This window comes from Nonomuraea sp. NPDC050556 (assembly GCF_044457355.1).
Taxonomy (GTDB): Bacteria; Actinomycetota; Actinomycetes; order Streptosporangiales; family Streptosporangiaceae; genus Nonomuraea.
Window position 1 is genome coordinate 2,900,897 of sequence record NZ_JBITGU010000001.1, and the last position, 24,226, is coordinate 2,925,122.

Annotated in this window: 27 protein-coding genes; 12 read left to right on the forward strand and 15 right to left on the reverse strand. The window is 70.6% G+C overall.

Translation table 11 applies throughout. The annotated features are described in order from the left end of the window. Window positions 1–22 precede the first annotated feature (22 nt). Complete coding sequence (locus ACIBG8_RS13905; RefSeq protein WP_397343064.1) at window positions 23–1,921, forward strand: S9 family peptidase; 1,899 nt, start codon at window positions 23–25, stop codon at window positions 1,919–1,921. 345 nt (window positions 1,922–2,266) lie between these two features. On the opposite strand, the gene ACIBG8_RS13910 is transcribed toward ACIBG8_RS13905, so the two are convergent. Both ACIBG8_RS13910 and ACIBG8_RS13915 read right to left on the reverse strand, forming a co-directional pair. Further along, the gene (locus ACIBG8_RS13910) at window positions 2,267–3,430 is read right to left on the reverse strand and encodes a sensor histidine kinase (RefSeq protein ID WP_397343065.1); all 1,164 of its coding nucleotides are present in this window, start codon (window positions 3,428–3,430) and stop codon (window positions 2,267–2,269) included. Next, on the reverse strand, window positions 3,427–4,068 hold the full coding sequence (locus tag ACIBG8_RS13915; RefSeq protein WP_397343066.1) for a response regulator transcription factor: 642 nt from the start codon (window positions 4,066–4,068) through the stop codon (window positions 3,427–3,429). The genes ACIBG8_RS13910 and ACIBG8_RS13915 overlap by 4 nt, the downstream gene beginning before the upstream one ends. Window positions 4,069–4,178: 110 nt before the next feature. Here ACIBG8_RS13915 and ACIBG8_RS13920 point away from each other — a divergent pair, with 110 nt between their 5' ends. From ACIBG8_RS13920 to ACIBG8_RS13935, 4 genes are read left to right on the forward strand one after another with little or no spacing between them, the layout of a single operon-like run. Continuing rightward, entirely contained in the window at window positions 4,179–4,700 is a 522-nt protein-coding gene (locus tag ACIBG8_RS13920) for a hypothetical protein (RefSeq protein WP_397343067.1), read from the forward strand. Further along, entirely contained in the window at window positions 4,697–5,755 is a 1,059-nt protein-coding gene (locus tag ACIBG8_RS13925; protein WP_397343068.1) for an efflux RND transporter periplasmic adaptor subunit, read from the forward strand. Before ACIBG8_RS13920 ends, ACIBG8_RS13925 begins: the two co-directional genes overlap by 4 nt. Then, window positions 5,752–6,426: an ABC transporter ATP-binding protein gene (locus ACIBG8_RS13930; protein ID WP_397343069.1), complete on the forward strand. Its 675-nt coding sequence runs from the start codon at window positions 5,752–5,754 to the stop codon at window positions 6,424–6,426. The genes ACIBG8_RS13925 and ACIBG8_RS13930 overlap by 4 nt, the downstream gene beginning before the upstream one ends. After that, window positions 6,423–7,613, forward strand: coding sequence for an ABC transporter permease (locus ACIBG8_RS13935; RefSeq protein WP_397343070.1), 1,191 nt, complete (start codon window positions 6,423–6,425; stop codon window positions 7,611–7,613). The genes ACIBG8_RS13930 and ACIBG8_RS13935 overlap by 4 nt, the downstream gene beginning before the upstream one ends. On the opposite strand, the gene ACIBG8_RS13940 is transcribed toward ACIBG8_RS13935, so the two are convergent. Further along, window positions 7,606–8,484 carry a TIGR03619 family F420-dependent LLM class oxidoreductase gene (locus ACIBG8_RS13940; RefSeq protein WP_397343071.1) on the reverse strand — a complete coding sequence of 293 codons (879 nt, stop codon included), beginning with the start codon at window positions 8,482–8,484 and terminating at the stop codon, window positions 7,606–7,608. The two genes, ACIBG8_RS13935 and ACIBG8_RS13940, sit on opposite strands and share 8 nt — an antisense overlap. 19 nt (window positions 8,485–8,503) lie before the next feature. Here ACIBG8_RS13940 and ACIBG8_RS13945 point away from each other — a divergent pair, with 19 nt between their 5' ends. Beyond that, a complete protein-coding gene (locus ACIBG8_RS13945) occupies window positions 8,504–9,370 on the forward strand; it encodes a phosphotransferase family protein (protein WP_397343072.1) in 867 nt (288 codons plus the stop codon). Window positions 9,371–9,411: 41 nt separating this feature from the next. After that, on the forward strand, window positions 9,412–9,669 hold the full coding sequence (locus tag ACIBG8_RS13950; RefSeq protein WP_397343073.1) for a zf-TFIIB domain-containing protein: 258 nt from the start codon (window positions 9,412–9,414) through the stop codon (window positions 9,667–9,669). A gap of 346 nt (window positions 9,670–10,015) precedes the next feature. On the opposite strand, the gene ACIBG8_RS13955 is transcribed toward ACIBG8_RS13950, so the two are convergent. Together ACIBG8_RS13955 and ACIBG8_RS13960 are read right to left on the reverse strand one after the other, a co-directional pair. Beyond that, window positions 10,016–10,984 carry a hypothetical protein gene (locus ACIBG8_RS13955; protein ID WP_397343074.1) on the reverse strand — a complete coding sequence of 323 codons (969 nt, stop codon included), beginning with the start codon at window positions 10,982–10,984 and terminating at the stop codon, window positions 10,016–10,018. An 8-nt stretch (window positions 10,985–10,992) separates the two neighbouring features. Next, entirely contained in the window at window positions 10,993–11,535 is a 543-nt protein-coding gene (locus tag ACIBG8_RS13960; protein ID WP_397343075.1) for a CGNR zinc finger domain-containing protein, read from the reverse strand. Between the two features lie 25 nt (window positions 11,536–11,560). Here ACIBG8_RS13960 and ACIBG8_RS13965 point away from each other — a divergent pair, with 25 nt between their 5' ends. Continuing rightward, the gene (locus ACIBG8_RS13965) at window positions 11,561–11,695 is read left to right on the forward strand and encodes a hypothetical protein (protein WP_397343076.1); all 135 of its coding nucleotides are present in this window, start codon (window positions 11,561–11,563) and stop codon (window positions 11,693–11,695) included. Here ACIBG8_RS13965 and ACIBG8_RS13970 read toward each other — a convergent pair. Continuing rightward, window positions 11,688–13,301 carry a flavin monoamine oxidase family protein gene (locus tag ACIBG8_RS13970; RefSeq protein ID WP_397343077.1) on the reverse strand — a complete coding sequence of 538 codons (1,614 nt, stop codon included), beginning with the start codon at window positions 13,299–13,301 and terminating at the stop codon, window positions 11,688–11,690. The two genes, ACIBG8_RS13965 and ACIBG8_RS13970, sit on opposite strands and share 8 nt — an antisense overlap. Window positions 13,302–13,452: 151 nt before the next feature. Between ACIBG8_RS13970 and ACIBG8_RS13975 the strand changes: the two genes are divergently transcribed. Continuing rightward, on the forward strand, window positions 13,453–15,207 hold the full coding sequence (locus ACIBG8_RS13975) for an AMP-dependent synthetase/ligase (protein ID WP_397343078.1): 1,755 nt from the start codon (window positions 13,453–13,455) through the stop codon (window positions 15,205–15,207). Here ACIBG8_RS13975 and ACIBG8_RS13980 read toward each other — a convergent pair. After that, window positions 15,195–16,622 carry a bifunctional phosphatase PAP2/diacylglycerol kinase family protein gene (locus ACIBG8_RS13980; protein ID WP_397343079.1) on the reverse strand — a complete coding sequence of 476 codons (1,428 nt, stop codon included), beginning with the start codon at window positions 16,620–16,622 and terminating at the stop codon, window positions 15,195–15,197. The two genes, ACIBG8_RS13975 and ACIBG8_RS13980, sit on opposite strands and share 13 nt — an antisense overlap. A 37-nt stretch (window positions 16,623–16,659) precedes the next feature. On the opposite strand from ACIBG8_RS13980, the gene ACIBG8_RS13985 reads away from it, so the two are divergent. Further along, window positions 16,660–17,028: an acyl-CoA thioesterase gene (locus tag ACIBG8_RS13985; RefSeq protein WP_397343080.1), complete on the forward strand. Its 369-nt coding sequence runs from the start codon at window positions 16,660–16,662 to the stop codon at window positions 17,026–17,028. Here ACIBG8_RS13985 and ACIBG8_RS13990 read toward each other — a convergent pair. The 3 genes from ACIBG8_RS13990 to ACIBG8_RS14000 are packed head-to-tail and all read right to left on the reverse strand — an operon-like array spanning window position 17,015 to window position 19,548. Beyond that, window positions 17,015–17,890: an acyltransferase domain-containing protein gene (locus ACIBG8_RS13990; RefSeq protein ID WP_397343081.1), complete on the reverse strand. Its 876-nt coding sequence runs from the start codon at window positions 17,888–17,890 to the stop codon at window positions 17,015–17,017. The genes ACIBG8_RS13985 and ACIBG8_RS13990 overlap by 14 nt on opposite strands. Before the next feature lie 6 nt (window positions 17,891–17,896). Continuing rightward, on the reverse strand, window positions 17,897–18,934 hold the full coding sequence (locus ACIBG8_RS13995) for an acyltransferase family protein (protein ID WP_397343082.1): 1,038 nt from the start codon (window positions 18,932–18,934) through the stop codon (window positions 17,897–17,899). Then, window positions 18,931–19,548: a TetR/AcrR family transcriptional regulator gene (locus ACIBG8_RS14000; RefSeq protein ID WP_397343083.1), complete on the reverse strand. Its 618-nt coding sequence runs from the start codon at window positions 19,546–19,548 to the stop codon at window positions 18,931–18,933. The genes ACIBG8_RS13995 and ACIBG8_RS14000 overlap by 4 nt, the downstream gene beginning before the upstream one ends. Before the next feature lie 312 nt (window positions 19,549–19,860). Between ACIBG8_RS14000 and ACIBG8_RS14005 the strand changes: the two genes are divergently transcribed. Both ACIBG8_RS14005 and ACIBG8_RS14010 read left to right on the forward strand, forming a co-directional pair. Then, a complete protein-coding gene (locus ACIBG8_RS14005; protein WP_397343084.1) occupies window positions 19,861–20,802 on the forward strand; it encodes an NAD(P)-dependent alcohol dehydrogenase in 942 nt (313 codons plus the stop codon). 65 nt (window positions 20,803–20,867) lie between these two features. Then, window positions 20,868–21,815 carry an NADP-dependent oxidoreductase gene (locus tag ACIBG8_RS14010; protein ID WP_397343085.1) on the forward strand — a complete coding sequence of 316 codons (948 nt, stop codon included), beginning with the start codon at window positions 20,868–20,870 and terminating at the stop codon, window positions 21,813–21,815. On the opposite strand, the gene ACIBG8_RS14015 is transcribed toward ACIBG8_RS14010, so the two are convergent. From ACIBG8_RS14015 to modA, 5 genes are all read right to left on the reverse strand, one after another. Then, window positions 21,787–22,179: a hypothetical protein gene (locus ACIBG8_RS14015; RefSeq protein ID WP_397343086.1), complete on the reverse strand. Its 393-nt coding sequence runs from the start codon at window positions 22,177–22,179 to the stop codon at window positions 21,787–21,789. The genes ACIBG8_RS14010 and ACIBG8_RS14015 overlap by 29 nt on opposite strands. Beyond that, entirely contained in the window at window positions 22,176–22,583 is a 408-nt protein-coding gene (locus ACIBG8_RS14020) for a MarR family winged helix-turn-helix transcriptional regulator (protein ID WP_397343087.1), read from the reverse strand. The genes ACIBG8_RS14015 and ACIBG8_RS14020 overlap by 4 nt, the downstream gene beginning before the upstream one ends. 28 nt (window positions 22,584–22,611) lie before the next feature. Further along, complete coding sequence (locus tag ACIBG8_RS14025) at window positions 22,612–23,019, reverse strand: hypothetical protein (protein ID WP_397343088.1); 408 nt, start codon at window positions 23,017–23,019, stop codon at window positions 22,612–22,614. 116 nt (window positions 23,020–23,135) lie between these two features. Further along, window positions 23,136–23,369: a hypothetical protein gene (locus ACIBG8_RS14030; protein ID WP_397343089.1), complete on the reverse strand. Its 234-nt coding sequence runs from the start codon at window positions 23,367–23,369 to the stop codon at window positions 23,136–23,138. Between the two features lie 3 nt (window positions 23,370–23,372). After that, on the reverse strand, window positions 23,373–24,119 hold the full coding sequence (gene modA, locus ACIBG8_RS14035; RefSeq protein WP_397343090.1) for a molybdate ABC transporter substrate-binding protein: 747 nt from the start codon (window positions 24,117–24,119) through the stop codon (window positions 23,373–23,375). Between the last annotated feature and the right edge of the window lie 107 nt (window positions 24,120–24,226).

The window sequence follows — 24,226 nt, forward strand, 5'->3', positions numbered from 1 at the left end:
TTCACCCAATAGTCTTTTCTTCATGAAACCCGCGGACATCTCCCTGCTGCACACCCTGGGCAAGCCGACGATCTCCCCGGACGGGCGCTTCGCCGTCGTCGCCGTGACCCGGCCCGACCTCGACGCCGACGAGTACCGCGGCGGCCTCTGGATCGTCCCGACCGACGGCTCAGCCGAGCCCAGGCGGTTGACCTCCGGCCACGCAGACAGCTCGCCCGTCTACTCCCCCGACGGAGCCCACCTGGCCTTCGTCCGCGGCGGCGACGGCGCCAAGCCGCAGCTTTACGTGCTGCCCACAGCGGGCGGCGAGCCCTGGCAGGTCACCGACCGGCCGCTCGGCGTCAGCGACCCCGCCTGGAGCCCCGACTCGCGGCGCATCGCGTTCGCGGCGCGCGTGCCGGAAGAGGGCAGGTACGGCGACACCAAGCCGAACCAGGAGCGCCCCCGCCACATCACGACCCTGAAGTACCGCTTCGACGGCCTCGGCTTCTACACCGACCGCCACTCGCACATCTTCGTCGCCGACCCGTTCGCCTCGCAGAGCAAGCCGGCCGAGCCGGTCCAGGTGAGCGCGGGCGACTTCGAGCACTTCAAGCCCGCCTGGAGCCCCGACGGGCAGCAGCTCGCCTTCACCTCGGCACGCCACGAGGAGCGCGACACCACGCACGTCTCCGACATCTGGCTGTGCGCGCCCGACGGCACGGGCCTGCGCTCCGTCACCGCCACCGACCTGGCGCTCGGCGACCCGCAGTTCACGCCGGACGGCAAGGCCATCGTGTTCGCCGCAGCGCAGCCGGGGGCCAACAGGGTCGGGCTCATCGCCAGGCACTTCGGCCTGTGGTCCGTACCCGCCGACGGCTCTGCCCCGGCCCGCCGCCTCACCGACGCCGAGCGCTACCAGTCGGCGGCCGACTTCGCCGTCACCGAGGACGGCGCGCTGTTCGTCACCGAGAACAGGGGTGCGGCCGACCTGCTGCTTGTGCCCTACTCCGGCGGCGAGGCGACCGTGCTGATCAGCGGTCACCGTGCGGTGACCGGGGTCGCTGCGGCCGGTGACACGGTCGTCGCGGCCGTGGCCGACCAGGAGAGCTGCGGCGAGCTGGTCGTCCTGCGGGACGGCAAGGAGCTCACGCTCACGTCGTTCGGCAGCGGGCTGGAGGTGCTGCCGCTGGAGGAGATCACCACCACCGCTCCCGACGGGTACCCGGTGCACGGCTGGATCGCCCGCCCGGCGGGCGAGGGGCCGCACCCGGTGCTGCTCATGATCCACGGCGGGCCGTTCGCGCAGTACGGCTGGCAGGTCTTCGACGAGGCGCAGGTCTACGCCTCGGCCGGGTACGCGGTGGTCTACGGGAACCCGCGGGGTTCCTCCGGGTACGGCCAGGCGCACGGCTCGGCCATCATCGGCGACGTCGGGGCGAAGTCGGCGGTCGACCTGCTCGCGCTGCTGGACGCGGCGCTGGCCACCGGGGGGTTGGACACCTCGCGGGTCGGGGTGCTGGGCGGGTCGCACGGCGGGTTCATGACGACGTGGCTGGCGGCGCACCACGGGTCGCGGTTCAAGGCGGCGATCAGCGAGCGGGCGGTCAACGCGATCGACAGCTTCCACGGGAGCAGCGACATCGGGTGGTCGTTCCCGTTCGACCTGTATGGGAGCGATCCTGCGGGGTGGGCGGCTTTGAGTCCGCTGACGTATGCGGATCGGATCGACATTCCGTTCTTCATCATTCATTCGGAGCATGACTGGCGGTGCCCGGTGGAGCAGGCGCAGCGGTTGTTCGTGGCGCTGAAGCTGCGGGGGGCGGAGGCGGAGATGCTGCTGTTCCCGGGTGAGGGGCACGAACTGTCCCGCTCGGGTCTTCCCAGCCATCGGGTGGCCCGGTTCGACGCCATCCTCGAGTGGTGGGATCGGCATCTCTGACCCTTTCGTGTGAAGCCCGTGAACTCCTCGGAGGGGTCACGGGCTTCACACGAGGCTGAGGTCCTTCGGGGGCTGGGGTCCTTTTAAGGACGGCCCTCAGGGGCTCACCCCTCAAAAGACCTCAGCCCTCCAGGGGCCTCAGCCCTCAAGAGACCTCAGCCCTCCAGGGGCCTCAGCCTTCAAAGGACCTCAGCCCTAAGGACCTCAGCCCTAAGGACCCGGCCCCATGGACCCGGGACCCGAGGCCCCATGGCCCCGGGGACTCCGGGGCTCCGGGCCTCCGGGGCTGCGGGCCTGGGGGTTCCCGGGGCGCTTTCCCTAAAAGGACCCCAGCCCAGCGGGACCTCAGCCCGGCTGAGGGCTCTTGAGGGCAGTGGTGAGGTCGAGGGTGGGGAGGCGGACGGTGGTGATGAGGCCGCCCTCAGGACGGGAGACGGCGGTCACGGTGCCCTCGTGGGCGTTCACGATCGCGCGGACGATCGACAGACCCAGCCCCGCCCCCCGGTCGGAGCGGACGCGGTCGTGTTGCCTGCGGAAGGGTTCGAACAGGTCGTCCACCTCGTAGGCGGGCACCAGCGGCCCCGTGTTCTCCACCTCGACCGCCCCGTCGGGAAACACCCGCACCCACACCTCCCCGTCCCGCACGTTGTACTTGATCGCGTTCTCCACCAGGTTGAAAACGCACCGCTCCAGGAACAGCGGATCGCCCTCCACCACCACATGCGCAAGTTCGTGATGCACCGTGACCCCACGGCGCCGAGGCTCCAGCTCCACCTGCTCCAGCACGATCCTGACGATCTGCTCCAGGTCCACCGGCTTGCGCACGGTGAGCTCCTGCTCCGACTGCGCCATCAGCAGCAGCCCCTCGATGAGCCGCTCGTGCCGCGCGTTCGTCCCCAGCAGCGCCCGCGCCAGCGCCTTCAGGTCCTCCGACGCCTTGGGCTCCTCCAGCGACACCTCCAGCACCGTCCGGTTGATCGTCAACGGCGTCCGCAACTCGTGCGACGCGTTCGCGATGAACCGCCGCTGCGAGTCGAACGCCCGGTGCAGCCGGTCCAGCATCCCGTCGAAGGTGTCCGCCAGCCGCTTGACCTCGTCCTGCGGCCCCTTCAGCGCGATCCGCTCGTGCAACGTGCTCTCGGACAGCCGCTGCGCCGTCTCCGTCACCCGCTCCAAAGGCCGCAGCGCCCGGTCCGCCACCAGGTACCCGATCACCAGCGCCACCACCCCGAACAACGCCATGATCGCCAGCGACGACCGCAGCAGCTCCGACAGCACGTCCGCCGCCTTGCGCTCGACCTCCTGGCTCATGGTCTTGAACAGCGTGTCCGAGCTCGTGGCCAGCGATGTCCCAGGGGCCACCCCCAGCACCTGCACCTTGGCGGCGAACTTCTGCTCCAGCGCCCGCGCCGTCAGCAGGTAGGACACCACCAGCAACAACGACCCCGCCACGAAGAACAGCCCGCTGTAGATCAGGGTGAGCCGCGTGCGCAGCCCCAGCCGCTTCACAGGCGATACCCCTTGCCCGGCACGTTCTCGATCACCGCTGGCGCGCCCAGCTTCTTGCGCAGCGAGGTGAGCGTGACCCGCAGCACCCCGCTGGCTTCTGCGTACTCGTCCCAGACGCTCCTGCGCAGGTCAGCGGTGCTGACCAGCTCCCCGTCGGCCCGCATGAGCTCCTGCAGCAGCCCGAACTCCTTGCGGTTCAGCGCCACCGCCGTCCCGCCCCTGGTCACCGTACGGCGGGCCGGGTCGAGCACGATGCCCGCCCGCTCCAGCACCGGCACGGCCGTACGCGGGGAGCGCCTGGCCAGCGTCCTGATCCTGGCCACCAGCTCGGCGAAGGCGAACGGCTTGACCAGGTAGTCGTCGGCGCCCATGGACAGCCCGCCGACCTTGTCGCGGATCTGCCCGGCCGCGGTCAGCATGAGGATCCTGCTCCTGTCGACCAGCTCGCGGCAGACGTCGTCGCCGTGCACCTCGGGCAGGTCGCGGTCGAGCACGACCACGTCGTACGACACGTAGGAGGCCACCTCGAGCGCCTCCTGGCCGTCGTAGGCCACGTCGACGGCCATCGCGTGCAGGCGCAGCCCCTGCGCTATGGCGTCGGCCAGCCGCTCCTCGTCTTCCACCACCAGGACTCTCATGCCTACGAGAGTGACCGAAGAGGTGTTAGCACCGGGTAAGCCCGCTTATCCGGGTTTAGCACGACGTCCGCTGATGTTGGTGCCGCAAGCCCCATCAGAAGGAGCAACCCATGAAGATCCGGCTTTTGCTCATCACCGCGCCCCTCGCCCTGGCGCTCACCGCCTGCGGCGGCGGCCAGCCCACCACGGCGGGCGTGGCCAGCGCGGACGGCGGCACGACAGCGGCCAAACCCAGCGCGTCCAGCTCCGCCTCCGGCGGTCCCACCGACCAGCGCGAGGCGCAGCTCAAGTTCGCCCAGTGCATGCGCGAGCACGGCGTCGACATGAAGGACCCCGAGCCGGGCGGCGGCATCCGCATCGAGGCCAAGGGCGACCAGAACGTCACGGAGAAGGCCATGAAGGCCTGCCAGCCGCTCATGGACAACGTCGTCGGCGAGCGCGTCAAGCAGGACCCGGGCGCGCAGGACAAGGTCCTGAAGTACGCCCAGTGCATGCGCGAGAACGGCATCGCGATGGAGGACCCGAAGGACGGCAAGTTCATGGTCCAGGTCCCCCAGGGCCAGGAGAAGCAGATGGAGAAGGCCCAGAAGGCGTGCAAGGAGTTCCAGCCGAACTTCGGGGGCGGGCAGTGAGGAAGGGCCTCGTCCTCGGCGGCACCGCACTGCTCGCCGTGGCGGCCGCGTGGACGGCGATGACCGTCATGGCCGACGGCAACACCGGCGTCGCCTCCCCCACGCCGCCCGCCGTACCCGCCACCGCCCCGATCACCAGGCAGGACCTGGTGGACACCAAGACCGTCGACGGGACCCTCACCTACGCCGGCGAGCACCGCCTGGCCGCCACAGCGGCCGGCACGGTCACCTGGGTGGCCGAGGAGGGCGCGGTGATCCGCCGCGGCAGGTCACTGCTCAAGGTCGACAGGAAACCCCTGACCCTCATGTACGGCAGGCTGCCCCTCTACCGCACCCTGCAGCGCGGCGTGTCCGACGGCCCCGACGTCAAACAGCTGGAGAGCAACCTGAAGGCCCTCGGCTACGGCGACGACCTGACCGTCGACGAGGAGTTCACCTACGCCACCTACCTGGCCGTCAAGGAGTGGCAGGACGACAGGGGCCTGACGGAGACCGGCGCCGTGGACGCCTCCCAGGTCGTCTTCCTCGAGTCCGCCGTGCGGGTGACCGACGCCAAGCTGGAGGTCGGCGACAGGAGCGCGCCCGGCCAGCCGTTCATGACGGTCAGCGGCACCAGGCGGCTCGTCCACGTCGACCTCGACACCGGCGACCAGTCCATGGCCAGGAAGGGCGCCGGGGTCACGGTCGAGCTGCCCGGCGGCGAGCGGGTCAAGGGCAAGATCTCCTCGGTCGGCAAGGTCGCCGAGAGCGCGGGGAAGGAGCAGGACGCGGGCACCACGGTCGACGTCGACATCACCCTGGCCAAGACCCCCAGGACCAAGCTCGACCAGGCCCCGGTCGACGTCGAGCTGGAGAGCGAAAGGCACAAGAACGTGCTGGCCGTACCCGTCGAGGCGCTGCTCGCCCTGCGCGAGGGCGGCTTCGGCGTGGAGATCGTCGAGGGCGGAAAGACCCGCGTCGTGGCGGTCAAGACCGGCGCGTTCGGCGGCGGCATGGTCGAGATCACCGGCGACGGGCTGGCCGAGGGCGCGAAGGTCGGGGTGCCCGCCACATGATCATCGAGGTGTCCGGGGTCACCAAGACCTACAACGGCCACGTGCACGCCCTGCGCGGCGCCTCCCTCGCGGTCGAGGAGGGCGAGCTGCTCGCCATCGTCGGGCCCTCGGGCTCGGGCAAGTCCACCATGCTGCAGATCATCGGCACGCTCGACCGGCCCACCTCGGGCACGGTGCGGATCGCCGGGCACGAGGTGTCCGGGCTGTCGGACCGCGAGCTGTCCGCGCTGCGCGCACGCTACCTGGGCTTCGTCTTCCAGCAGTTCCACCTGGCCCCCGGGGTGAGCGCGCTGGACAACGTGGCGGACGGCCTGCTCTACACGGGCGTCTCCCAGCGGGTCAGGCGCAAGCGGGCGGCGGCCGCGCTGGAACGGGTCGGGCTCGGCCACCGGCTCGACCACAAGCCCAACGAGATGTCCGGCGGCGAGCAGCAACGGGTGGCCGTCGCCAGGGCTGTGGCGGGCAACCCGCCGCTGCTGCTGGCCGACGAGCCTACGGGCAACCTGGACTCGGCGGCCGGCGCCGAGGTGCTGCGCATCCTGCGCGACCTGCACGCCTCGGGCACCACCATCGCGATCATCACCCACGACACGGAGATCGCGGCCTGGTGCCCGCGCCAGGTCGCGGTTCGCGACGGGCGGATCGTGAAAGACACGGGAGCGGCACCATGACCAGGCTCACCCCCGCCAGGCTCGGCCCCTCCGACGTGCTCCGCGTGGGCGCGTCAGGGCTGCGCTCGCGGCCCACCCGGGTCGTGCTGTCCGCGCTCGGCATCGCCATCGGCATCGCCACCATGATCGCGGTGATCGGCATCTCCTCCTCCTCGCGCGAGCAGCTGCTGCGCCAGCTCGACAGCCTGGGCACCAACCTGCTCACCGTCGCGCCGGGCAGGACGATGTTCGGCGCTGAGGCCAAGCTGCCCACCACCGCGCTGCCCATGGTCAAGCGCATGGGCCCGGTCCAGACGGCCTCGGCCACCGGCACCGTGGAGGCCACCGTGCGGCGCACCGACCGCATCTCCGAGGCGGTCACGGGCGGCATCGCCGTACAGGCTGCCACGGCCGACCTGCTCACCACCCTGGAGGGCAAGGTCACGGCGGGCACCTGGCTGAACGCGGCCACGGAACGCCAGCCCGCCGTCGTGCTCGGCGCGCTGGCCGCCAAGCGGCTCGGCATCACCAGGACCGGTGTGCAGGTCTATCTGGGCCAGCGCTGGTTCACCGTGATCGGGATCCTGGGGCCCATGCCGCTGGCGCCCGAGATCGAACGCTCGGCGCTGATCGGCTTCCCCGCCGCCGAGAAATACGTGGACTTCGACGGGCACCCGACGACGATCTACGAGCGCTCGACGGAGGAGTCGGTGACCGCCGTGCGCGACGCGCTGCCGCGCACGGTCAACCCCGAGCAGCCGGACGAGGTCACGGTCAGCAGGCCGTCCGACGCCCTGGTGGCCAGGGCGGCGGCCGCGGGCGCCTTCACCAACCTGCTGCTCGGGCTCGGGGCGGTCGCGCTGCTGGTCGGCGGGGTCGGTGTGGCCAACACGATGGTGATCTCGGTGCTGGAGCGGCGTAAGGAGATCGGGCTGCGCCGCTCGCTGGGCGCGACCAGGGGGCAGGTGCGCATCCAGTTCCTGTCGGAGTCGCTGCTGCTGTCCGCGCTGGGCGGCGTGGTGGGGGCGGTGCTCGGCGCGCTGGCCACCACCGGCTACGCGCTGTCGCGCGGCTGGCCGCCCGTCGTCCCGCCGTGGGCGATCGGCGGCGCGGTGGCGGCCACCGTCCTCATCGGTACGGTGGCCGGCATCTACCCGGCGATGCGGGCCGCCAGGCTCTCCCCGACGGTCGCGCTGTCGACTACCTGAGGGCCTCCAGGGCCTCCTCCGCCCTGCGCCAGGCCTCCTCTGCGGGAGCCGTGACGATCTCGGGGTCGAAGTTCAGATCATGGAACACGTCCGTGAACCCTTGGGCCTCGAGATCGGAGACGTCCTGCCTGATCTGGTCGTAGTCGCCGGTGAGCGGGGCACGCTCGCCCTTGCGCACCTTGGTGGTGCCGCGGCAGATGAAGCGCATGCTCTCCGGATCGCGCCCTGCCGCCTCGGCCGCCGCCTTTACAACGTAGATTTTTTCCTGGATCTTCGTCAGGTCCTCGCGGCTGGAGCTGATCCACCCGTCGGCCAGCCGTCCTGCCCGCCTGAGCGCGGGCTCGGCCGCGCCGCCCAGCAGCAGGGGCGGTGGCGGCACCGGCTTGGGGTCCAGATGCGAGGCGCTGACCCGGTAGAACTCGCCGCTGTGCTCGACGACGTCCTCGGTCCAGCACTTGCGCAGCAGCTCGACGAACTCCTCCCCTCGCGCTCCCCTGCGTTCGAAGCCGACCCCGGCGGCCTCGTACTCCTCCCTGAGCCACCCCAGCCCGAGCCCGGCGTCGAGCCGCCCGCCCGACAGGTTCTGCAGCGAGGCGAGCTGCTTGGCCAGCGGCACCGGCTGGACGAAGGTGTTCATCACCGCCACTCCCAGCCTGATCGTGCTGGTGAGGCCCGACAGGTGGGCCAGCGTGACGACCGGGTCGTGCACGCTGCTGTAGGTGGGTCCCATCGGGTGCCCGACGGGATAGAGCAACCGCTGGAAGGTCCACAGCTCGTGAAAGCCGAGGCCTTCTGCCCGCGTGGCGAGCCTGCGCATGTTCTCCGGTGTGGCCCACGGCCCTGACACCGGTACGGCGAAGCCGATCCTCATGCCCCCTAGTCTTTATCACGTGACACTCGAGGACGAACTGGTCGCCGTCGCCGGCCACTACGGCGGCAGGGGCGCACCCGTCCTCCACCAGACCAGGACCGACGTGGTCGTGGTGCGCAGGGGCGAGGTCGTGGTCAAGGCGCACTCGCTGCGCGACGAGGAGGGGCCGCTGCGCCTGCGGCTGGCCGCGTCCGCCTCGGCGGCGCTGTCCGGGCTGATGCTGGCGCCGCTGGACCCCTCGGTGCTGACCGTCCAGGGCCGCTGCGTGACCGTGTGGCCCGCGGGCACGCCGGTCTCGCACGACGATCCGGACGGCGCGCCCTGGGAGGAGGGCGCCAGGCTGCTGGCCAGGCTGCACGCCGTACCCCTGACCGACCTGCCGCCGCTGCCTGGCGCCAACGGTCCCGCTCGGGCCGCGCGCGCCGTCGACCGCATGCCGGGCGAGGGCCCCGTCCAGGATCTCGTACGGCGCGCCTTCGCCGGGCTGCCTGCTCCGGCGTACGGCCCGCAGCTCCTGACGCACGGCGACTGGCACCTCGGGCAGCTCGTGCACCGGGGGCAGTGGCTGCTCATCGACATCGACGACGTCGGCACCGGCGACCCCGCGTGGGACCTGGCCAGGCCGGCTGCCTGGTACATGGCGGGGCTGCTCGAACCGGCGGTGTGGGAGCGGTTCCTGGGCGCGTATCTGGCCGCGGGTGGGCCCGCGCTGGGGCCGGGGAACCCTTGGACACGGTTGGACATTCCGGCCAGAGCGCTGACCGTCCAGCTCACGGCGGTCGCGGTCGGCAACGCGGAAAGGGACGGCCGGGAACTCGACGAGGTGGAGCAATCGTTGGTCCAGGCGTGTGACCGCATTGTTGAGCTTGGCAAAAGCCTGACATAGTGGCGCACGCAGAGGTGTCAACGGAGGGCAAGGAGATCGAGATGCAGTGCCCCAAGTGCCGCGGAAACATGCGGACATATGAGCGCAACGGGGTCCACATCGAGCAGTGCGACAACTGCCGAGGGATCTTCCTCGACTATGGCGAGCTGGAGACGCTGAGCCGGATGGAGAACCAGTTCCACGCCGCTCCCCCGCCGCCGCCCGCACACGGGGCTCCCGGTTGGGGCGCTCCGCACCACGGCGGCCACTACGGCCACCACCGCAGGAACAGCTGGGTGGGCATGCTGTTCTCGTCGTAAACCACCCGAAGGGCCGCGCACCCCGCGCGGCCCTTCGCGTTTTCCAACCCCAACCCCAAAGAACCCACTCCTCTCCGAAGGGGTACAGGTCTCTTGAGAGTCACGGTCGCTTGGGGGTTGAGGTCCCCTTGACGATTGGGGAGCCCCTAGGCGGTTGAGGGCGCCTTGGGGTTGAGGTCCCTGGGGAGTCACGGCCCCGAGAGGGTCACGGTCCTTTAGGGTTTTCCGAAGAACCGGCAGGGCGTTGCGTCGTTGGGGTGCCCGGCCATGTGCGCCCGAGGAGCGTCCCCCTGGAGGGACCTCAGCCACGGACGGCGTTCCGCGCTCCGCCGTACCCCCCAAAAAGCTAGCTGGGGAAGGAGCCCGGGTCGACGGTGTCGGTGGGGGCGTTTCCGCCGGTGATGGCGTGGAGGGTGATGCGCCAGTCATGCCACAAGATCTGCGTGGACGTATAAGTCGTCTTGAACTTCACACTCTTCTGGAACCGCTCGAAGCTGCACCGCCGCGAGAACGACCGCAACTTCCCATCCCAGTCCACCCCATGCGTGAAGTAAATGCGGTAACTCCCGTCCCGCACCCCCCGCACCTTGTACTTACCGTTCTTCCGCACATAAACGCTGAACGCCTTGGTGCCGCCCCGCATCAGCGTGACCACCGCGTCCCGATCCCCGCCGTTGGAGATCTGCAGCGAGCTGCGCCCGTTCAGGTTCTCCCGCTTGAGAAACGCCCCGGTGGACAACCGCCGGTTCTGCTTCGACCCCGCCTTCACCGTGACGACGTCCGCCGGATAGTCTCCAGCGCTCTGCAACGCCTCCCCCGCGTCGTCCAGCGCCCCCAGCTTCGCCCCCAGGTCGCTGAACACCCCGGACGCAGTGCACAGCTCCCGGTTGCCCACCTTGCCCGTCGCCGAGCTGAACTCCGCCGCCAGGTCACGCAGCCCGGCGACATACGTGTCGTGCTGCGCCTGCACGTCAGCGGGCGGCGCCACCGCGTCCAGGGAGTCGGCCGCGCTGCGCAGCGCCGCCTCGGCGCGCTCCACCCGCTCGTCGAGGGTCTTGACCGACTTCGCCCCCGCGACCGCGTTCAGCGAGTCGAGGACGCTCTTGTGCACCCCCTGCAGCTCGCCCTTGTATCCCTCGGGCGTCAGCGGGGCGGCGGCCGAGGTCGAGGGCTCGGCGGCACTGGAGGTGGGGCCTCCTGCGACACCGGAGGCGATCGGCTCGCCGCCGGAAAGGGTACGGCCGGCGGGCGAGCACGCCGAGAGCGTGAGCGTCGCCAGTGCGAGTGCGCAAGTGATCATCCGGGGGGCAGCCATCCGGAACACTATCGCCCGGTTGCTCCCTCCACGTCAATCTGGGTCTGCCTGCGCCGGTGTGCGGCGACATTGACCCGATTCGCGCAGGCCAGCGAGCAGAAGCGCCTGCGACCGTTGCGCGAGGTGTCGACGAAGACGATCGCGCAGCCGTCCCGCTCGCACCTGCCCAGCCTGGTGCCGCTGGAGAAGCAGATGGCCATCGCCAGGCCGCCCGCCGTGGTGTCGCGCACCCTGGCCACGATGTCGGCCTCCGGCGAGAAGAAGTGCAGGTGCGGCTCGAGGCCGTCGTGCGTGCTGACGTGGGGGAAGGAGGCCGAGGTCGCCAGGAGGTCGTTGATCAGCCGCACCTGCTCGCCCTGCTCGGCGCCGAAGACCGGGTCGAGCCGCAGCGCCCAGGCCCGCACCTCCTCGGCCTGGGCGGGCGTCAGGGCGGTGCGGATCATCTCGTTCGCGGTGAACAGGGCGGCCAGCGGCCCGGGACGGAAGTCGGTCGCGTTGACGAGCGCGGCCGACAGGGCCGCCCCGTTGCCGCCGTAAGCATTGAAATGCACAAGGCCATTACATCAGGCTGAAGGCATGCATAACCACCGCCACACCGTCGTCTCCGCCCACGCCACCTCCGAAGGCACCGTGTCCTACCTGCGCTGCCACTGCGGCGTCTGGGAGGTCCGCACCAAGAAGATCCTCGCCACGATCCGCCCGGTCAGGTGAGGTCCGCCAGCACCTCCTTGGCCGCCCGCTCGCCCTCGGTGGCTCCGCCGTTCATGAAGCCCTGGAAGTCGTAGGAGCAGTGCTCGCCCGCGAGGTGCACGTTGCCCTGCCGTACGCCCTCGTATCCCGCGTAGCGGTGCAGGTAACCGACCGGCCAGTAGGAGTAGGCGCCCAGCGCGTGCGGGTTCTTGTGCCAGGCCGACAGCTGGGCGCGGCCGTTCCAGACGGCCTTGGTGCCGGGGAAGACGGTGTCGATCCCGGTCAGCACCGAGCTCGCCAGCGAGCGCACGTACGGGTCCGTATGGGTGGCGAACGGGGTCGAGGGGTTGAGCGCCCTGGCCGCGTCGCCGCCGCCGTACTGGATGAGCACCCCGCTCGTGCCCGGCTGGCCCTTGGTGGTGTCCCAGCACTGCTGCCACGACTGGTCGGTGAAGCAGTCGCCGGCCGACACGCCGGGCCACGGCCCGGTGCCCACCCACGGCCTGGAGGTGAACTGCATGTTGAGCTTGGTGACGTAGCCCATGCGGGCGTCGCGCAGCAGGTTCGTCATCCTGGCGTCGAACCCGGCCCTGGACAGGTCGAGCCCCTGGAGGATGGGTAGCGGCACGGTGATAATCGTGTGATCGGCCGTGACGGTCCTGCCGCCGTTGAAGGTGAGCGTCTGCGTCCCGTCCGCGTTGGCCCGTACGGCCAGCAGCTGCCAGCCCATCTGGATGCTCCCCGAGGGCAGGGAGGCCGCGATCGCCTGCGGGAGCTGGTCGTTGCCGCCGACGATGTGATAGCGCTCGTCCGACAGCCCCCACACGTTGAAGTGCCCGGGGTTGGGCTGGTAGCCGAGCAGCAGGATGAGCGCGAGCGACGACTGCTGCGTGGTCTCGGCGCCGTACTCCACGTTGTAGGCGACGTCGAGGAACTTCCCGAGCGGCGAGGCGTAGCCGCCGGGCACCCGCGACTCGATCCACTGCCGCAGCGTCATGTTGTCGAGCGCGACGCCGGCCGGGGTGGCGTTGTTCCACGTCACCTCGCCCGCCGCCTGCAGGTCGGCGCGCAGCGACTGGTAGACCGCCTTGAAGTCGGCGTCCGCCTGCTCCCTCGGGTAGTACTGGCCGTTGACGTGCAGGATCTCCGCCGAGCCGTTGGGTCCCGCCCCGGCGAAGTTGACCGTCTGCAGGTTGAAGCGGCGGCAGAGCTCCAGCATCTTCTTGTGCTCGACGTCGATGAGCTCGCCGCCGATCTCGGAGGTCTGGCCGTTGGCCCAGAGGGAGCGCTGGGAGTACATGCGCCCGCCGACGCGGTTGTTGGACTCGTACACGACGGGGTTCGCACCGGCGTCGCGCAGGGTGAGCGCGGCGGTCAGGCCGGAGATCCCGGCGCCGACGATGGCGATCCTGGCGGGTTTGGGGGGCTTGGTCGCCACGTCGGCGCGAGCCGTACGGGCGCCGGGCAGCGCGGCGGCGAGTCCGGCCGCGCCCGCCCACTTGAGCAGTTCCCTCCTGTCGAACGTGCGCAGGCCGCGCAGTTCCTCGACGGGCATGCCCAGGCGGTGAGCCACGTGGTGGTCGGCGGCCAGGCGTTGCAGGGCGCGGAGCGAAGAGGTGCGTGGCATGGGGGGTGCCTCCTGATCGTGTTGCCGACCAGCGTGCGGCCTCCGGATATTTCGTGACAGTCGGCGATTCGTAACCGATCAGGACCATCGACTGACACAGTGCGTTCGTCCTAGAGTCGGGCTCAGCAGCACGCCCCTCTGGAGGTCAGGCATGTCCAGCATTCCCGCCCTGCTGCGCGATCGGGTGAAGGCGACCCCGGACGCGGAGGCCTACCGTTCCCCAGGCGAGTCCGGCTGGACGTCGCTGACGTGGTCCGAGGTGGACGCCCGCGTGCGGCCCCTCGCGCTCGGCCTGGCCGGGCTCGGCGCGAGCGGCGACCACCGGGTCTCGATCCTGTGCTCGACCCGCATCGAGTGGATCATCGCCGACCTGGCCGTGCTGGCCACGGGTGCGGCGACCACGACGATCTACCCGTCCAACACCGCGGCGGAGTGCGCGTTCGTCATCAACGACTCCGGCAGCACGATCGTCATCGCCGAGAACGACGACCAGGTGGCCAAGCTGAGGTCCGTCCGAGACGAGCTGCCCGGCGTCACCCACGTGGTGGTCATCGACGGTACGGCGGGCGACGACGGCTGGGTGACGCGCCTGGACGACGTCAAGGGCGACGGCGACTACGACGCCATGGTCGACGCGATCGGCCCCGAGGACCTGGCGACGCTCATCTACACCTCGGGCACGACCGGGCGGCCGAAGGGCGTGGAGCTGACCCACGACAACTGGCTGTACGCGGCGCAGGCCGTCCGCGAGGTCGACGTGCTGTCCGGCGACGACCTGCACTTCCTGTGGCTGCCGCTGTCGCACTCCTTCGGCAAGCTGCTGGAGGTCGTCATGATCGACATCGGCGTGGCGACGGCGATCGACGGGCGGCTGGACAAGATCGCGGCGAACCTGGGCGAGCTCAGGCCGACCTTCATGGCGGCCGCGCCCCGCATCTTCGAGAAGATCCACAACACGGTGGTGGCGACCGTACAGCGTGAGGGCGGTCCCAAGGCGCGCATCTTCGCCTGGGCGAAGAAGACGGGCATCAGGGTCAGCAGGGCGCGCCAGCGCGGGGCGGCGCTGCCGCTGACGACGCGGGTGGAGTACGCGCTGGCCGACCGGCTCGTGTTCGGCAAGCTGCGCGAGCGGTTCGGCGGGCGGATCCGCTTCTTCATCTCCGGCGCCGCTCCCCTGTCGATCGACGTCGCGGAGTTCTTCGACGGGGCTGGGCTGACCATCCTGGAGGGGTACGGCCTGACCGAGACGTCGGCCGGGAGCTTCCTCAACCGGCCGGACTCCTACGCGTTCGGGTCCGTCGGGCTGCCGTTCCCCGGGACCGAGGTGCGGATAGCCGAGGACGGCGAGGTGCTGGTCGGCGGGCGGGGCGTGATGCGCGGCTACCACGGGCTGCCGGGCGAGACGGCGGACGCGCTGGAGGACGGGTGGCTGCACACGGGCGACATCGGCGAGCTCGACTCCGCCGGGCGGCTGCGGATCACCGACCGCAAGAAGGAGCTCATCAAGACGTCTGGTGGCAAGTACGTGGCGCCGACGTTCCTGGAGGGGCGGATCAAGGCGGCCTGCCCGTATCTGTCGCACGTGTTCGTGCACGGGGACCGGCGTAACTACTGCACGGCGCTGGTGACGCTGGACATGGAGGTCGTCAAGCCCTGGGCGGAGTCCGAGGGGCTGCCGGCGTCGGCGGAGGAGCTGCGCGAGCACCCGCGGATGCGGGCGGAGGTGGAGGCGGCGATCAAGCAGGTGAACGCGGACCTGCCGAGCTATTCGACGGTCAAGAAGTTCGCGATTCTCGCCGACGACTTCACCGTCGAGGGCGGCGAGCTGACCGCCAGCCTCAAGGTCAAGCGCAAGGTCGTCGAGGAACACAACGGCAAAACCCTCGACTCCTTCTACGACGGCTGAAACACGTGCAGGGCGCGGGGGTGTTTGGTGAAGACGACCTCACCCTCCGCGCTGAACGTCTCGCCGTCTCTTGCCAATCTGATCGTTCCTGACGGTGAGGAGACGCGGACGGTGTCCGCCTGCCACTGCCGGTAGTGGCGGGAGATGCCGAGCCGTCCGGTGATGACGCTCCCGAACGCCCGCAGCCGGGGCAGCGTGCGCGCGGCGGTCAGGAGGCGGATGTCCAGCACCCCGTCCTCCAGCCGCTGCCGCGTCGTAGGCGCCGCCCCGCGCGAGTCGTACCGGCAGTTCCCCACGAACAGCAACCACGCCCGGTACGGCACGCCGTCCACCGACACCTCGAAGGGCGACGCGTCCTTCCCGAGCACCTCACCGAGGGCCCACAAGAGCGCGGGCCACTTGCCGATCCGCCGCTGCCGCGCCTCCCGCCGGTCCACGAGCTCCGGGTAGAGGCCCAGGCTGGCGTTGTTGACGAACACCCGCCCCGCCACCTCCCCCACGTCGACAGCGACCAGGTTCCCCGACCGGTAGGCCTCCACCGCCTCCTCCACGCTCCCCACCCCGAGCGCCCCCGCGAAGTGGTTGAGCGTCCCTGCGGGCACCACGAGCAGCGGCGTGCCCTTCCCCAGAGCCTCCTGGGCCGCGCAGTTGACGGTCCCGTCACCCCCGGCGGCCGCCAGCACCTTGGCCCGCCCCGCCGCCTCCCGCATCGCCGTTTCCAGGTCACCGGTCTCGACGTCCAGTACCTCGGCCTTGCCCAGAGCAGCGCTCAGCTCCCGCCGTACCGCCTCGTCGTGCGTCACCGCGACCACGCCCTCACCCAGCGGGTCGAGCGCGACGGCAGGCGCGGTGGAGGACGCCCTGGCCCGCCCCGCCTCGTTCGCCTCCGGCCAGATCCTGCGGGTGACCAGCCCGGTCGCGATCCCGATGGCCGCCCCGGCCAGCACGTCGCCCGGGTAGTGCACCCCGGTGTAGACGCGCGAGAAGCACACAGCGCCCGCCACCACCGCGACGGGGACGGCCACCGCGAGCGGCGCCTCCAGCGCCACCGCCGTCGCGAACGCCGCGGCGGACGCCGAGTGCCCTGAGGGGAACGACGTCGACAGCGGCGTCTTCAGCAGCCTCCCCATCGGCAACGTGTCGGCGAGCGGCCGCTTGCGGTTGAACGCCTGCTTGCCCGCCAGGTTGACCAGCGGGCTGGCCAGGCTGACGGCCAGCAGGCCGCGCGTGGCGGCCCTGCGCAGGCTGCGCCGCCCGCTGAGCGCGAAGGCCCCGGCGACGCCCGCCCAGAGGAGCGCGTTGTCGGCCGCGCGCGACAGCGGTGGCAGGACACGTTCGAGTCCGGGCAGGTGTGCCTCAGCCACCGCCTTGAACAGGCGCTTGTCCAACTGGTGCAGCCGTGATCGCAACCTCATAGAGGTCATCCTGCCCAATTCCGGATAGGTTGCCCTTGTGATCTCGCGCATCCGGATCAGGCCTCGGCACTGCGACGCGCAGGCCATGGTGCACGCGGCGCGCTACTACGAGTTCTTCGAGGACGCCTTCCTGGACTGGCTGGACGCCAGGGGCGGCTACCCGGCGCTCCGCGCGGACGGCGCCGATCTGGTGATCGCGGCCAGCGGGTGCGAGTACCGCCGCCCGGCCAGGCTGGACGACGTGCTGTCCGTGGAGACCGGGCCTCGCAGGATCGGCACCACCTCGCTCGGCATGGTCTTCACCATCACCTGCGGCACGGAGCTGGTGGCCGTCGGCACCGCGACCTACGTCTGCGTGCGCGACGGCGCCCCCGCGCCGCTGCCGGAGATGCTCACTTCAGGCTGAGCCAGCCGACCGTGCCGTGCCAGGTCCGCCCGGCCCGCAGGTGGTCGCCCACGGCCCGTTCGAGCGTGGTACGGCGGGGCATCTCGTCGACCGGCAGCGTACGGCCGAAGACGAACTCGACCACGCCGCCGTCCTCCTCGCGCTTGAACTCCTGGTGGAAGCGGCGCTGGAAGCGCACGATGTTGGACTCTTCCGTGAGGTATTCGGCGAGCTGGTCGTCCAGCAGCCACGAGTCGCAGATCGCGACGTCGTGGCGGCGTTCGGGGAAGTGCTCGGGGAAGAACGCCTTCGCCCGTTCGAACGCCGCATCGCAGGCCTCGGGGGTGAAGGGGCCGCGGAACCTGGGGATGTGCACCGACAGCGCCAGGTCGTCCTGGCCGAACTCCACTCCGGCCGCGCGCACGGCGCGCGCGGTGCGCTCGCGCAGCCGTACCCGCTCGAACTGGAGCCTGCCCAGGTCGAACAGCAGGCCGCGGTAGGCCAGCCGGTGCCACCACGGCGCGTGCACGCCGCCCGTGCCGTACCGCGCGCGGTGGATGGCCATGTGGCGGCCCAGGTCGGCCAGCGTCGCCCACGACACGTCGGCGGGAACGCCGCGCTCGCGGTGGTAGGCCCGGGTGAACGGCGCGGTGGCCGCGTAGACGTGCGTGTAGAAGTAGGGGTGGGGCGGGTCGAGGAGCGGCCCGGGGTCGGCCTCCGGGTCGCCCATCGTGGACACCAGGGCGCTGACGCACCGTTCCAGCACCTCCCAGGCCTCGGTGCCCGGCTCTGGGGCCGAGGCGAGGACCCCGTCGACGTCCTCGTGGGGTACGGCCAGCCGGAGCAGTTCGTCGGCGTAGTCGTGCGGCAGTCTGATGTTCATCGGCGATCAGACTACGCTCTTGGCTCCCGGCAGCGACCGGACGAGGTAGGCCACACCCCAGCACAACGGCACGCAGATCACGGCGGCGACGGCGAACTTGACGATCGCGGCCGCCTCCCATCCGCTCAGCGCGTAGCCGACGGCGACCAGGACGAGCGGGTGGATGATGTACACCGCGTAGGCCTGGTCGGACAGGAACCGGTGCTCGCCGGTGAACCGCTCCCTGAACAGCACGACGAGCCCGAGGATCATGCCGACGGCGAACGTGGAGTCCCACACCGCGTGCGCGACGGGGTTGCCGAGGAACGGCAGCAGCGCCACGGTGACCGCGCCGGTCACGGCGAAGCCGATCCACCCGGCGCGCCTGGGCAGGCTCTCGTACCAGCCGCGCCTGGCGGCCAGCACGCCGACGGCGAACAGGCTCGCGTACTGCGGCAGGTAGGCGGGCGTGGGCAGGCCGAGCACCGGCACGTAGGTGTCGATCGGCACCAGCACGCGCCAGAGCGCGGTCACCACGGCCAGCCCGGCGGTGAACAGCACGATGGCCTTGGTGGTGAGCGGCGCCTCCCTGGCCTCGACCTGCCTGCCGGTGGAGCGCCACAGCGCGTAGAGGGCGGCGAAGACGAGCAGCACCTCGACGAACCACATCGGGCCCGGGTCCCAGGAGCCGAGGTAGAACTTCCAGTACGGCAGGTCCCCCTGCTGCCTGTAGATGCCGATGGTCGCCAGCGGCCTCAGCAGCAGCAGGTAGACCAGCAGCGGGATGCCCAGCCGCTTGAGCCGCTCCTTGAGGAAGGTCTGCGGCCTGCGGTCGTAGGCGCCCGGGGTGAAGAAGCCGGAGATGAGGAAGAAGGCGCCCATGAAGAACGCCTGGTTGAAGGAGACCAGGATGTCCAGGACCGCGCCCGAGGGGTCCTGGGCGGGCTCGGTGTAGTACCAGAGCGGGATGTTGCCGTACGTCAGCGCCACGTGGTGGACCACCACCAGGACCGTCAGGGTGACGCGCAGGTTGTCGATCGCGTAGAGCCTGGTCATCGTCTTCATGCCCGCACCGCCCGCTCGAAGAGGTCCGCCAGCTCGCGCGCGTGGGCGTCGAGGTCGTGCTCGGGGTAGGTGACCCAGTAGGCGAACATGTTGTCCACGGCGCCGGAGTGGGTCACCGCCATGACGCGCACGTCGAACTGCCGGAACTCGCCGTTGCTCTGGCCCAGGAGGTAGATCCGTTCCAGGGCCTGGAAGGCGTGCTCGTTGGTCTCCACGCTGTATCTGGGGGCGCCGTCCGCTTTGCGGAGGTTGTAGAAGATCTGGCCGAGCGCCTTGAGCTGGTTGCGCTGGGCGCGCATGTGCTCGGCTACGGCGAGCAGGTGCGTCCTCAGCAGCCCGTTGGCCGTGGTCTCGCCCTCCATTTTGGCCATGACGTAGTCGGCGATGCCCTGATAGACGGTGTCGACGACCTGCTCCATGAGCTCGTCCTTGCCGGCGAAGTGGTAGGAGATGACGCCCTTGCTGATGCCGGCGTGCTGGGCGATCCGCGCGAGCGACGCGTTGGCGAAGCCGCTTTCCGCTATGACCTCGACGGCCGAGGCGATGATCTGCGCCCGCCTGGCCTCCTCGATGAACGACCGCTTCTGGCCGTCTGCCTCATTTTCTGACCGCATGGCCAAAATCTAGCACACCCGGCCAGCCCGGGCGATGGAGGTGGTCCAGACCGTCGAGAGCTGCTCGTCGGATGGGTTCACCGGCTCGTTCCGCGTCACCGGCGCGACCCCGATCGCACCTCCATCTACAACGGCACCCAGGACGGCCAGTGACACCACTTCGTGAACGGCTACACCCGCGACCCCAACAGGGGCGAGGCGGTGGGGCCTTCGTCTTCGACAAGAGCTGGGCCCCGGACCCGGAGTGCACCCGCTGGGTCGGCCTCTGACGGGGCCGCTGGACAGGTGGGGGTCGGGGGTTGACGATCGGGTATGCGCGCGATCGTGCACCACCGCTACGGGCCGCCCGAGGTGCTGCGGCTCGACGACGTCGCCAAGCCCGTTCCCGCCGACGACGAGGTGCTCGTCAGGGTCCGGGCGACCACGGTCAGCAGGACGGACTGCGCCTTCCGCGCCGGCAAGCCGTTCGTCGGAAGGTTCGTCACCGGGCTGCGGCGGCCGAAGTGGCCGGTTCTCGGCGGCGAGCTGGCCGGTGAGGTGGAGGCGGCCGGGTCGGAGGTCACCGAGTTCCAGCCGGGCGACCGGGTGTTCGGGCTGAACCCGTGGCGGTTCGGGGCGCACGCCGACTACGTCTGCGTCCCGGAGAGCGCACCCCTGGCCCACATGCCCGACGCCCTGCCCTTCGAGGAGGCGGGCGCGGTCTGCGACGGTGTGGTGCTGGCGCTGCTCGGGCTCAGGCCCGCGCGGGTCCGGGCCGGGACCAGGATCCTCGTGTACGGAGCGTCCGGCTCCATCGGCACCGCAGTCGTCCAGCTGTCCAGGCACTTCGACGCCGAGATCACCGCGGTGTGCGGGCCGGAGAGCCTGGACCTCGTCCGCGAGCTCGGCGCCGACCACGCCATCGACCGCTTCGCCGAGGACTTCACCCGGAACGGCAACACCTACGACGTGATCTTCGACGCCGTCGGCAAGCACTCCTACCGCCGATGCAGGGACTCGCTCGGCAAGGACGGCGTCTACGTGGCATCCGACCACCTGAGCAACGTGATCCTCGCCCTCACCACCAAACGGGTGATCTTCCCCGTGCCCCCCGAATACCGCAAGGACGACATCCGCTTCCTCAGGGAGCTCATCGAGGCGGGCAAGTACCGCGCGGTCGTCGACCGCCGCTACCCGCTCGAAGACGTGGTCGAGGCGACCCGCTACGTCGAGACCGAGCAGAAGACGGGTAACGTCGTCCTCAACGTGGCCTGATCCTTTCACATGTTGGCCATCAGGCCACTGTCCGCCCGTCGCCGCTGCCAGCACACTGGGCGTTCATGCGAGCCATCAGCCAAGAAGTCCTGGGCGGCCCCGACGTGCTCACCATCGTCGAGTTGGACCGGCCCACGCTCGGCCCCACCGACGTCCTGATCAGGGTCCACGCGGCGGGCGTCAACCCGACCGACTGGCTCCACCGTAGGACGGGCCTCTACCTGGGCGAACCACCGTTCGTCGTGGGCTGGGACGTCTCCGGCACCGTCGAGTCCGTCGGCAGGGGCGTGACGCTCCACAAGCCGGGCGACGAGGTCTTCGGCATGCTCGACTACCCCCGTGGCGCGGGCGCCTACGCCGAGTACGTGGCCGGGCCGTCCAGGAACTTCGTCAGCAAACCAGCAGGAATCGACCACGTGCGGGCGGCGGCGCTGCCGGTGGTCGCGCTCACCGCCTGGCAGGCGCTGGTCGACACCGCCGATGTCCAGCCGGGCCAGCGGGTGCTGATCCACGCGGCGGCGGGCGGTGTGGGCCACGTCGCCGTGCAGGTCGCCAAGGCTCTCGGCGCCTATGTGATCGGTACGGCCAGCGGCCCCAAACGCGACTTCGTCCTGGGCCTCGGCGCCGACGAGGTGATCGACTACACCGCGGCCGACTTCGCCGAGACCGTGCGCGACGTCGACGTCGTGCTCGACGCGGTCGGCGGCGAGTACGGCCCGCGCTCCCTGCGGACGATGCGCCGGGGCGGCACCCTCGTCGCCATCGTCTTCTCGCACCCCGGGGACATGGAGGCAGCGGCCAAGGAGCGCGGCGTGCGGCTGGAGTACCAGACCGTCGAGGCCGACCAGGCGGGCATGGCGGCCATCGCCAGGCTGGTGGACGAGGGCCTGCTGCGTATTGAGATCGAGGCCGTCCTGCCCCTGGAGCAGGCGGGCGAGGCTCAGCGGCTGGGCGAGACGGGCAGGACGACCGGCAAGATCGTCCTCAGCGTGGCTGCCACGGGAAGGGCGTGAGGTCGGGCTCGACCCAGCCGGTCCTGGCGGGCGCGCCCGCCAGGGTCGCCGGGCGGTAGAAGCGGGTCAGCAGCCTCTTGTCGAGCAGCGCCGGGTTCCGGGCGGCGAAGGCGTCGAAGTCGGTTGTTTCCGACTCGTCGGCGTGGTGGCCGACCAGCTCGACCCAGGCCCGGCTGACCGTGGCGTTGTACTTCTGCGGCGCTCCCGCGTAGCGGGCCGTCTGCCGGATGCCGTCGCTGACCACCTCTACCGCCCCGGCCGTGCCGTACCGGCGGACGGCCAGCCAGGTCAGGTGGACGTGCTGGCGATGGCCGAACCGGTCGGCCGTGGCCATCACCTCTCCCATCAGATCCGTAAATGTCACGACCCCTCCTTGATCAGTGCCTCCAGGACGGCGTGGAATCCGACGACCGCCTCGGCGGGCAGGCCGTCCAGCGCGCGGCGTTCGAGATCGTCGAGCGTGCGCTCGATCAGGGCGGCGGACGCGCGCCCGGAGTCGGTGAGTTCGATGAGCACCGAGCGGCGGTCGCCGGCGCGGGCGCCGCGGGTGATGTGGCCGCGGCGCTCCAGCCGGTCCAGGACGCTGGTCAACGTCGTGGGGCGGGTGCCCGCTGCGGCGCCGAGCTGGGACACCGTACGGCCTTGCCCGTCGGCGAGGTTGGCGAGCACGTTGATCTCGGAGGCGGTCAGGTCGAGGTCGACGAGCTCGGCGGCGATGAGCTGCAGGGTGGCGTGGGTGGCGCGCTGCAACGCCAGCAAGGACTTCACGATTTCGTATATTACGAAATCGTACTAATTACTGCAACGTGAAGTCGGCCCGGTAGCTGTCCGCGGCGAGGGTGACTCCCTGCTTGGGGTGCGGGTTGAGGGCGACGAGGCGCAACTCGTGGCCCGCCACGGTGACCGCCGTCGCGAACCTGGCGTTGGTGTGCAGCTCGTGCTCGGTGGGTGCGGCGGTGCCCGCGGTGATCCGTACGGTCACCACGGCGTCGCCCTCCCAGACGCACTGGACGCCCTCGGGGCAGCGGCTGTCCTGGCCGACCCCGGTGAGCGTCACCGCGTACTCCGGGTCCGCCAGGCGGGCGGTGTCGCCGACCGCGAGCGTGAAGACCTTCCCTGGCTCGACCCCTCCGGCCGTCGCGGAGCCGCAGCTCAACAGTGACATCGGTACGGCAAGCGCGAGGACCACCATTCCCATTCTCACGTCCACCAGCATAGGGAGCTCAACGCGGCCGGGCCGCTGTTCGACCCCGGCGAGCGGCTGCGTTTCGTGGTGTCGGTGCTGGGCCGTGACGGGCACCGCGCGGCGCCTGGTCAGGATCAGCGCTGATGACAGGTGGGACGCGGATCCGCCCAGTGCAGGGCGATGTACGGCTCAGCCTGACCGCAGTAGCGAACCCGCTCGCGAGTGACGCGATAGCGGGCGCCGCGCACGGTGAGGGTGCCGACGTCCTGGTCGACGTGGGTGAGCAGGCCGTGGCACGGGCCGCCCAGGCAGATGGCGTTGCACGCCTCGCCGAGCGGGTGCCCGGCCTCGGGACGGCTGCTCTCCACGGGTCAGGGCGCCTCGAAGCCCGCCTTGGTCAGCACGTCCTTGCCCTGCTGCGACAGCACCAGGTCCACGAACTGCTTGGCCAGGTCCCCGGCCGGCGCCTTCGACAGCACCGCGATCGGGTAGTCGTTGATCGCCTTCTCCGCCTCGGGGAAGTCGATGCCCTGCACCTTGCCCTTGGCGGCCAGCACGTCGGTCTTGTAGACCAGCGCCGCGTCCACCTCGCCCAGCTCCACCTTGGTGAGGGTGGCCTTGACGTCCTGCTCCAGGGTGACCGGGGTGACCTTGAGCCCGGCCGCGTCGAGCGCCTTGGTCGCCGCCGCGCCGCACGGCACCTGCGCGGCGCACAGGGCGACCTTGACCTTCGGGTCGGCCAGGTCCTCGAGCTCGTCGACCTTGGCCGGGTTGGCGGCGGGGACGGCGATCTCCAGCTTGTTGCGCACGAAGGTGGTGGGGCTCACCGCTGCCGCGCCGACGGTCTTCATCGTGGCCGGGCTGGCGGCGGCGAACACGTCGGCCGGCGCGCCCTGGGTGATCTGCTGGGCCAGGGTGGCGCTGGAGCCGAAGTTGAACGTCACCTTCGTGCCCGGGTGGGCGGCCTCGAACGTCTTGCCGAGCTCGGTGAACGTGCCGGTCAGCGACGCGGCCGCGAACACGGTCAGCTCCTTGGCCTCGCTCGCCGACGCACCGCAACCGACCAGGCCGGCGACGAGCGCGGCGGGCACGACCCACTTCGAGAAACGTCTGAACAACGGGGGGCTCCTTATTAGCTGCTGACCACGCGCGCGTGGTCAGGGATCTCCACGGACTTGATCACCGCGGTGGCCACGAGTCACGGATCACCTCGGTGACGATCCCG

What these genes read in the sequence shown, in the direction of transcription:
- ACIBG8_RS13905 (WP_397343064.1), top strand. Translation starts at nt 23, where the DNA reads ATGAAACCCGCGGACATCTCCCTGCTGCACACCCTGGGCAAGCCGACG.
- ACIBG8_RS13915 (WP_397343066.1), bottom strand. Translation starts at nt 4,068, where the DNA reads ATGAGAGTCCTGGTGGTGGAAGACGAGGAGCGGCTGGCCGACGCCATA.
- ACIBG8_RS13920 (WP_397343067.1), top strand. Translation starts at nt 4,179, where the DNA reads ATGAAGATCCGGCTTTTGCTCATCACCGCGCCCCTCGCCCTGGCGCTC.
- ACIBG8_RS13930 (WP_397343069.1), top strand. Translation starts at nt 5,752, where the DNA reads ATGATCATCGAGGTGTCCGGGGTCACCAAGACCTACAACGGCCACGTG.
- ACIBG8_RS13935 (WP_397343070.1), top strand. Translation starts at nt 6,423, where the DNA reads ATGACCAGGCTCACCCCCGCCAGGCTCGGCCCCTCCGACGTGCTCCGC.
- ACIBG8_RS13940 (WP_397343071.1), bottom strand. Translation starts at nt 8,484, where the DNA reads ATGAGGATCGGCTTCGCCGTACCGGTGTCAGGGCCGTGGGCCACACCG.
- ACIBG8_RS13950 (WP_397343073.1), top strand. Translation starts at nt 9,412, where the DNA reads ATGCAGTGCCCCAAGTGCCGCGGAAACATGCGGACATATGAGCGCAAC.
- ACIBG8_RS13955 (WP_397343074.1), bottom strand. Translation starts at nt 10,984, where the DNA reads ATGGCTGCCCCCCGGATGATCACTTGCGCACTCGCACTGGCGACGCTC.
- ACIBG8_RS13965 (WP_397343076.1), top strand. Translation starts at nt 11,561, where the DNA reads ATGCATAACCACCGCCACACCGTCGTCTCCGCCCACGCCACCTCCGAA.
- ACIBG8_RS13970 (WP_397343077.1), bottom strand. Translation starts at nt 13,301, where the DNA reads ATGCCACGCACCTCTTCGCTCCGCGCCCTGCAACGCCTGGCCGCCGAC.
- ACIBG8_RS13975 (WP_397343078.1), top strand. Translation starts at nt 13,453, where the DNA reads ATGTCCAGCATTCCCGCCCTGCTGCGCGATCGGGTGAAGGCGACCCCG.
- ACIBG8_RS13980 (WP_397343079.1), bottom strand. Translation starts at nt 16,622, where the DNA reads ATGAGGTTGCGATCACGGCTGCACCAGTTGGACAAGCGCCTGTTCAAG.
- ACIBG8_RS13990 (WP_397343081.1), bottom strand. Translation starts at nt 17,890, where the DNA reads ATGAACATCAGACTGCCGCACGACTACGCCGACGAACTGCTCCGGCTG.
- ACIBG8_RS13995 (WP_397343082.1), bottom strand. Translation starts at nt 18,934, where the DNA reads ATGAAGACGATGACCAGGCTCTACGCGATCGACAACCTGCGCGTCACC.
- ACIBG8_RS14000 (WP_397343083.1), bottom strand. Translation starts at nt 19,548, where the DNA reads ATGCGGTCAGAAAATGAGGCAGACGGCCAGAAGCGGTCGTTCATCGAG.
- ACIBG8_RS14005 (WP_397343084.1), top strand. Translation starts at nt 19,861, where the DNA reads ATGCGCGCGATCGTGCACCACCGCTACGGGCCGCCCGAGGTGCTGCGG.
- ACIBG8_RS14010 (WP_397343085.1), top strand. Translation starts at nt 20,868, where the DNA reads ATGCGAGCCATCAGCCAAGAAGTCCTGGGCGGCCCCGACGTGCTCACC.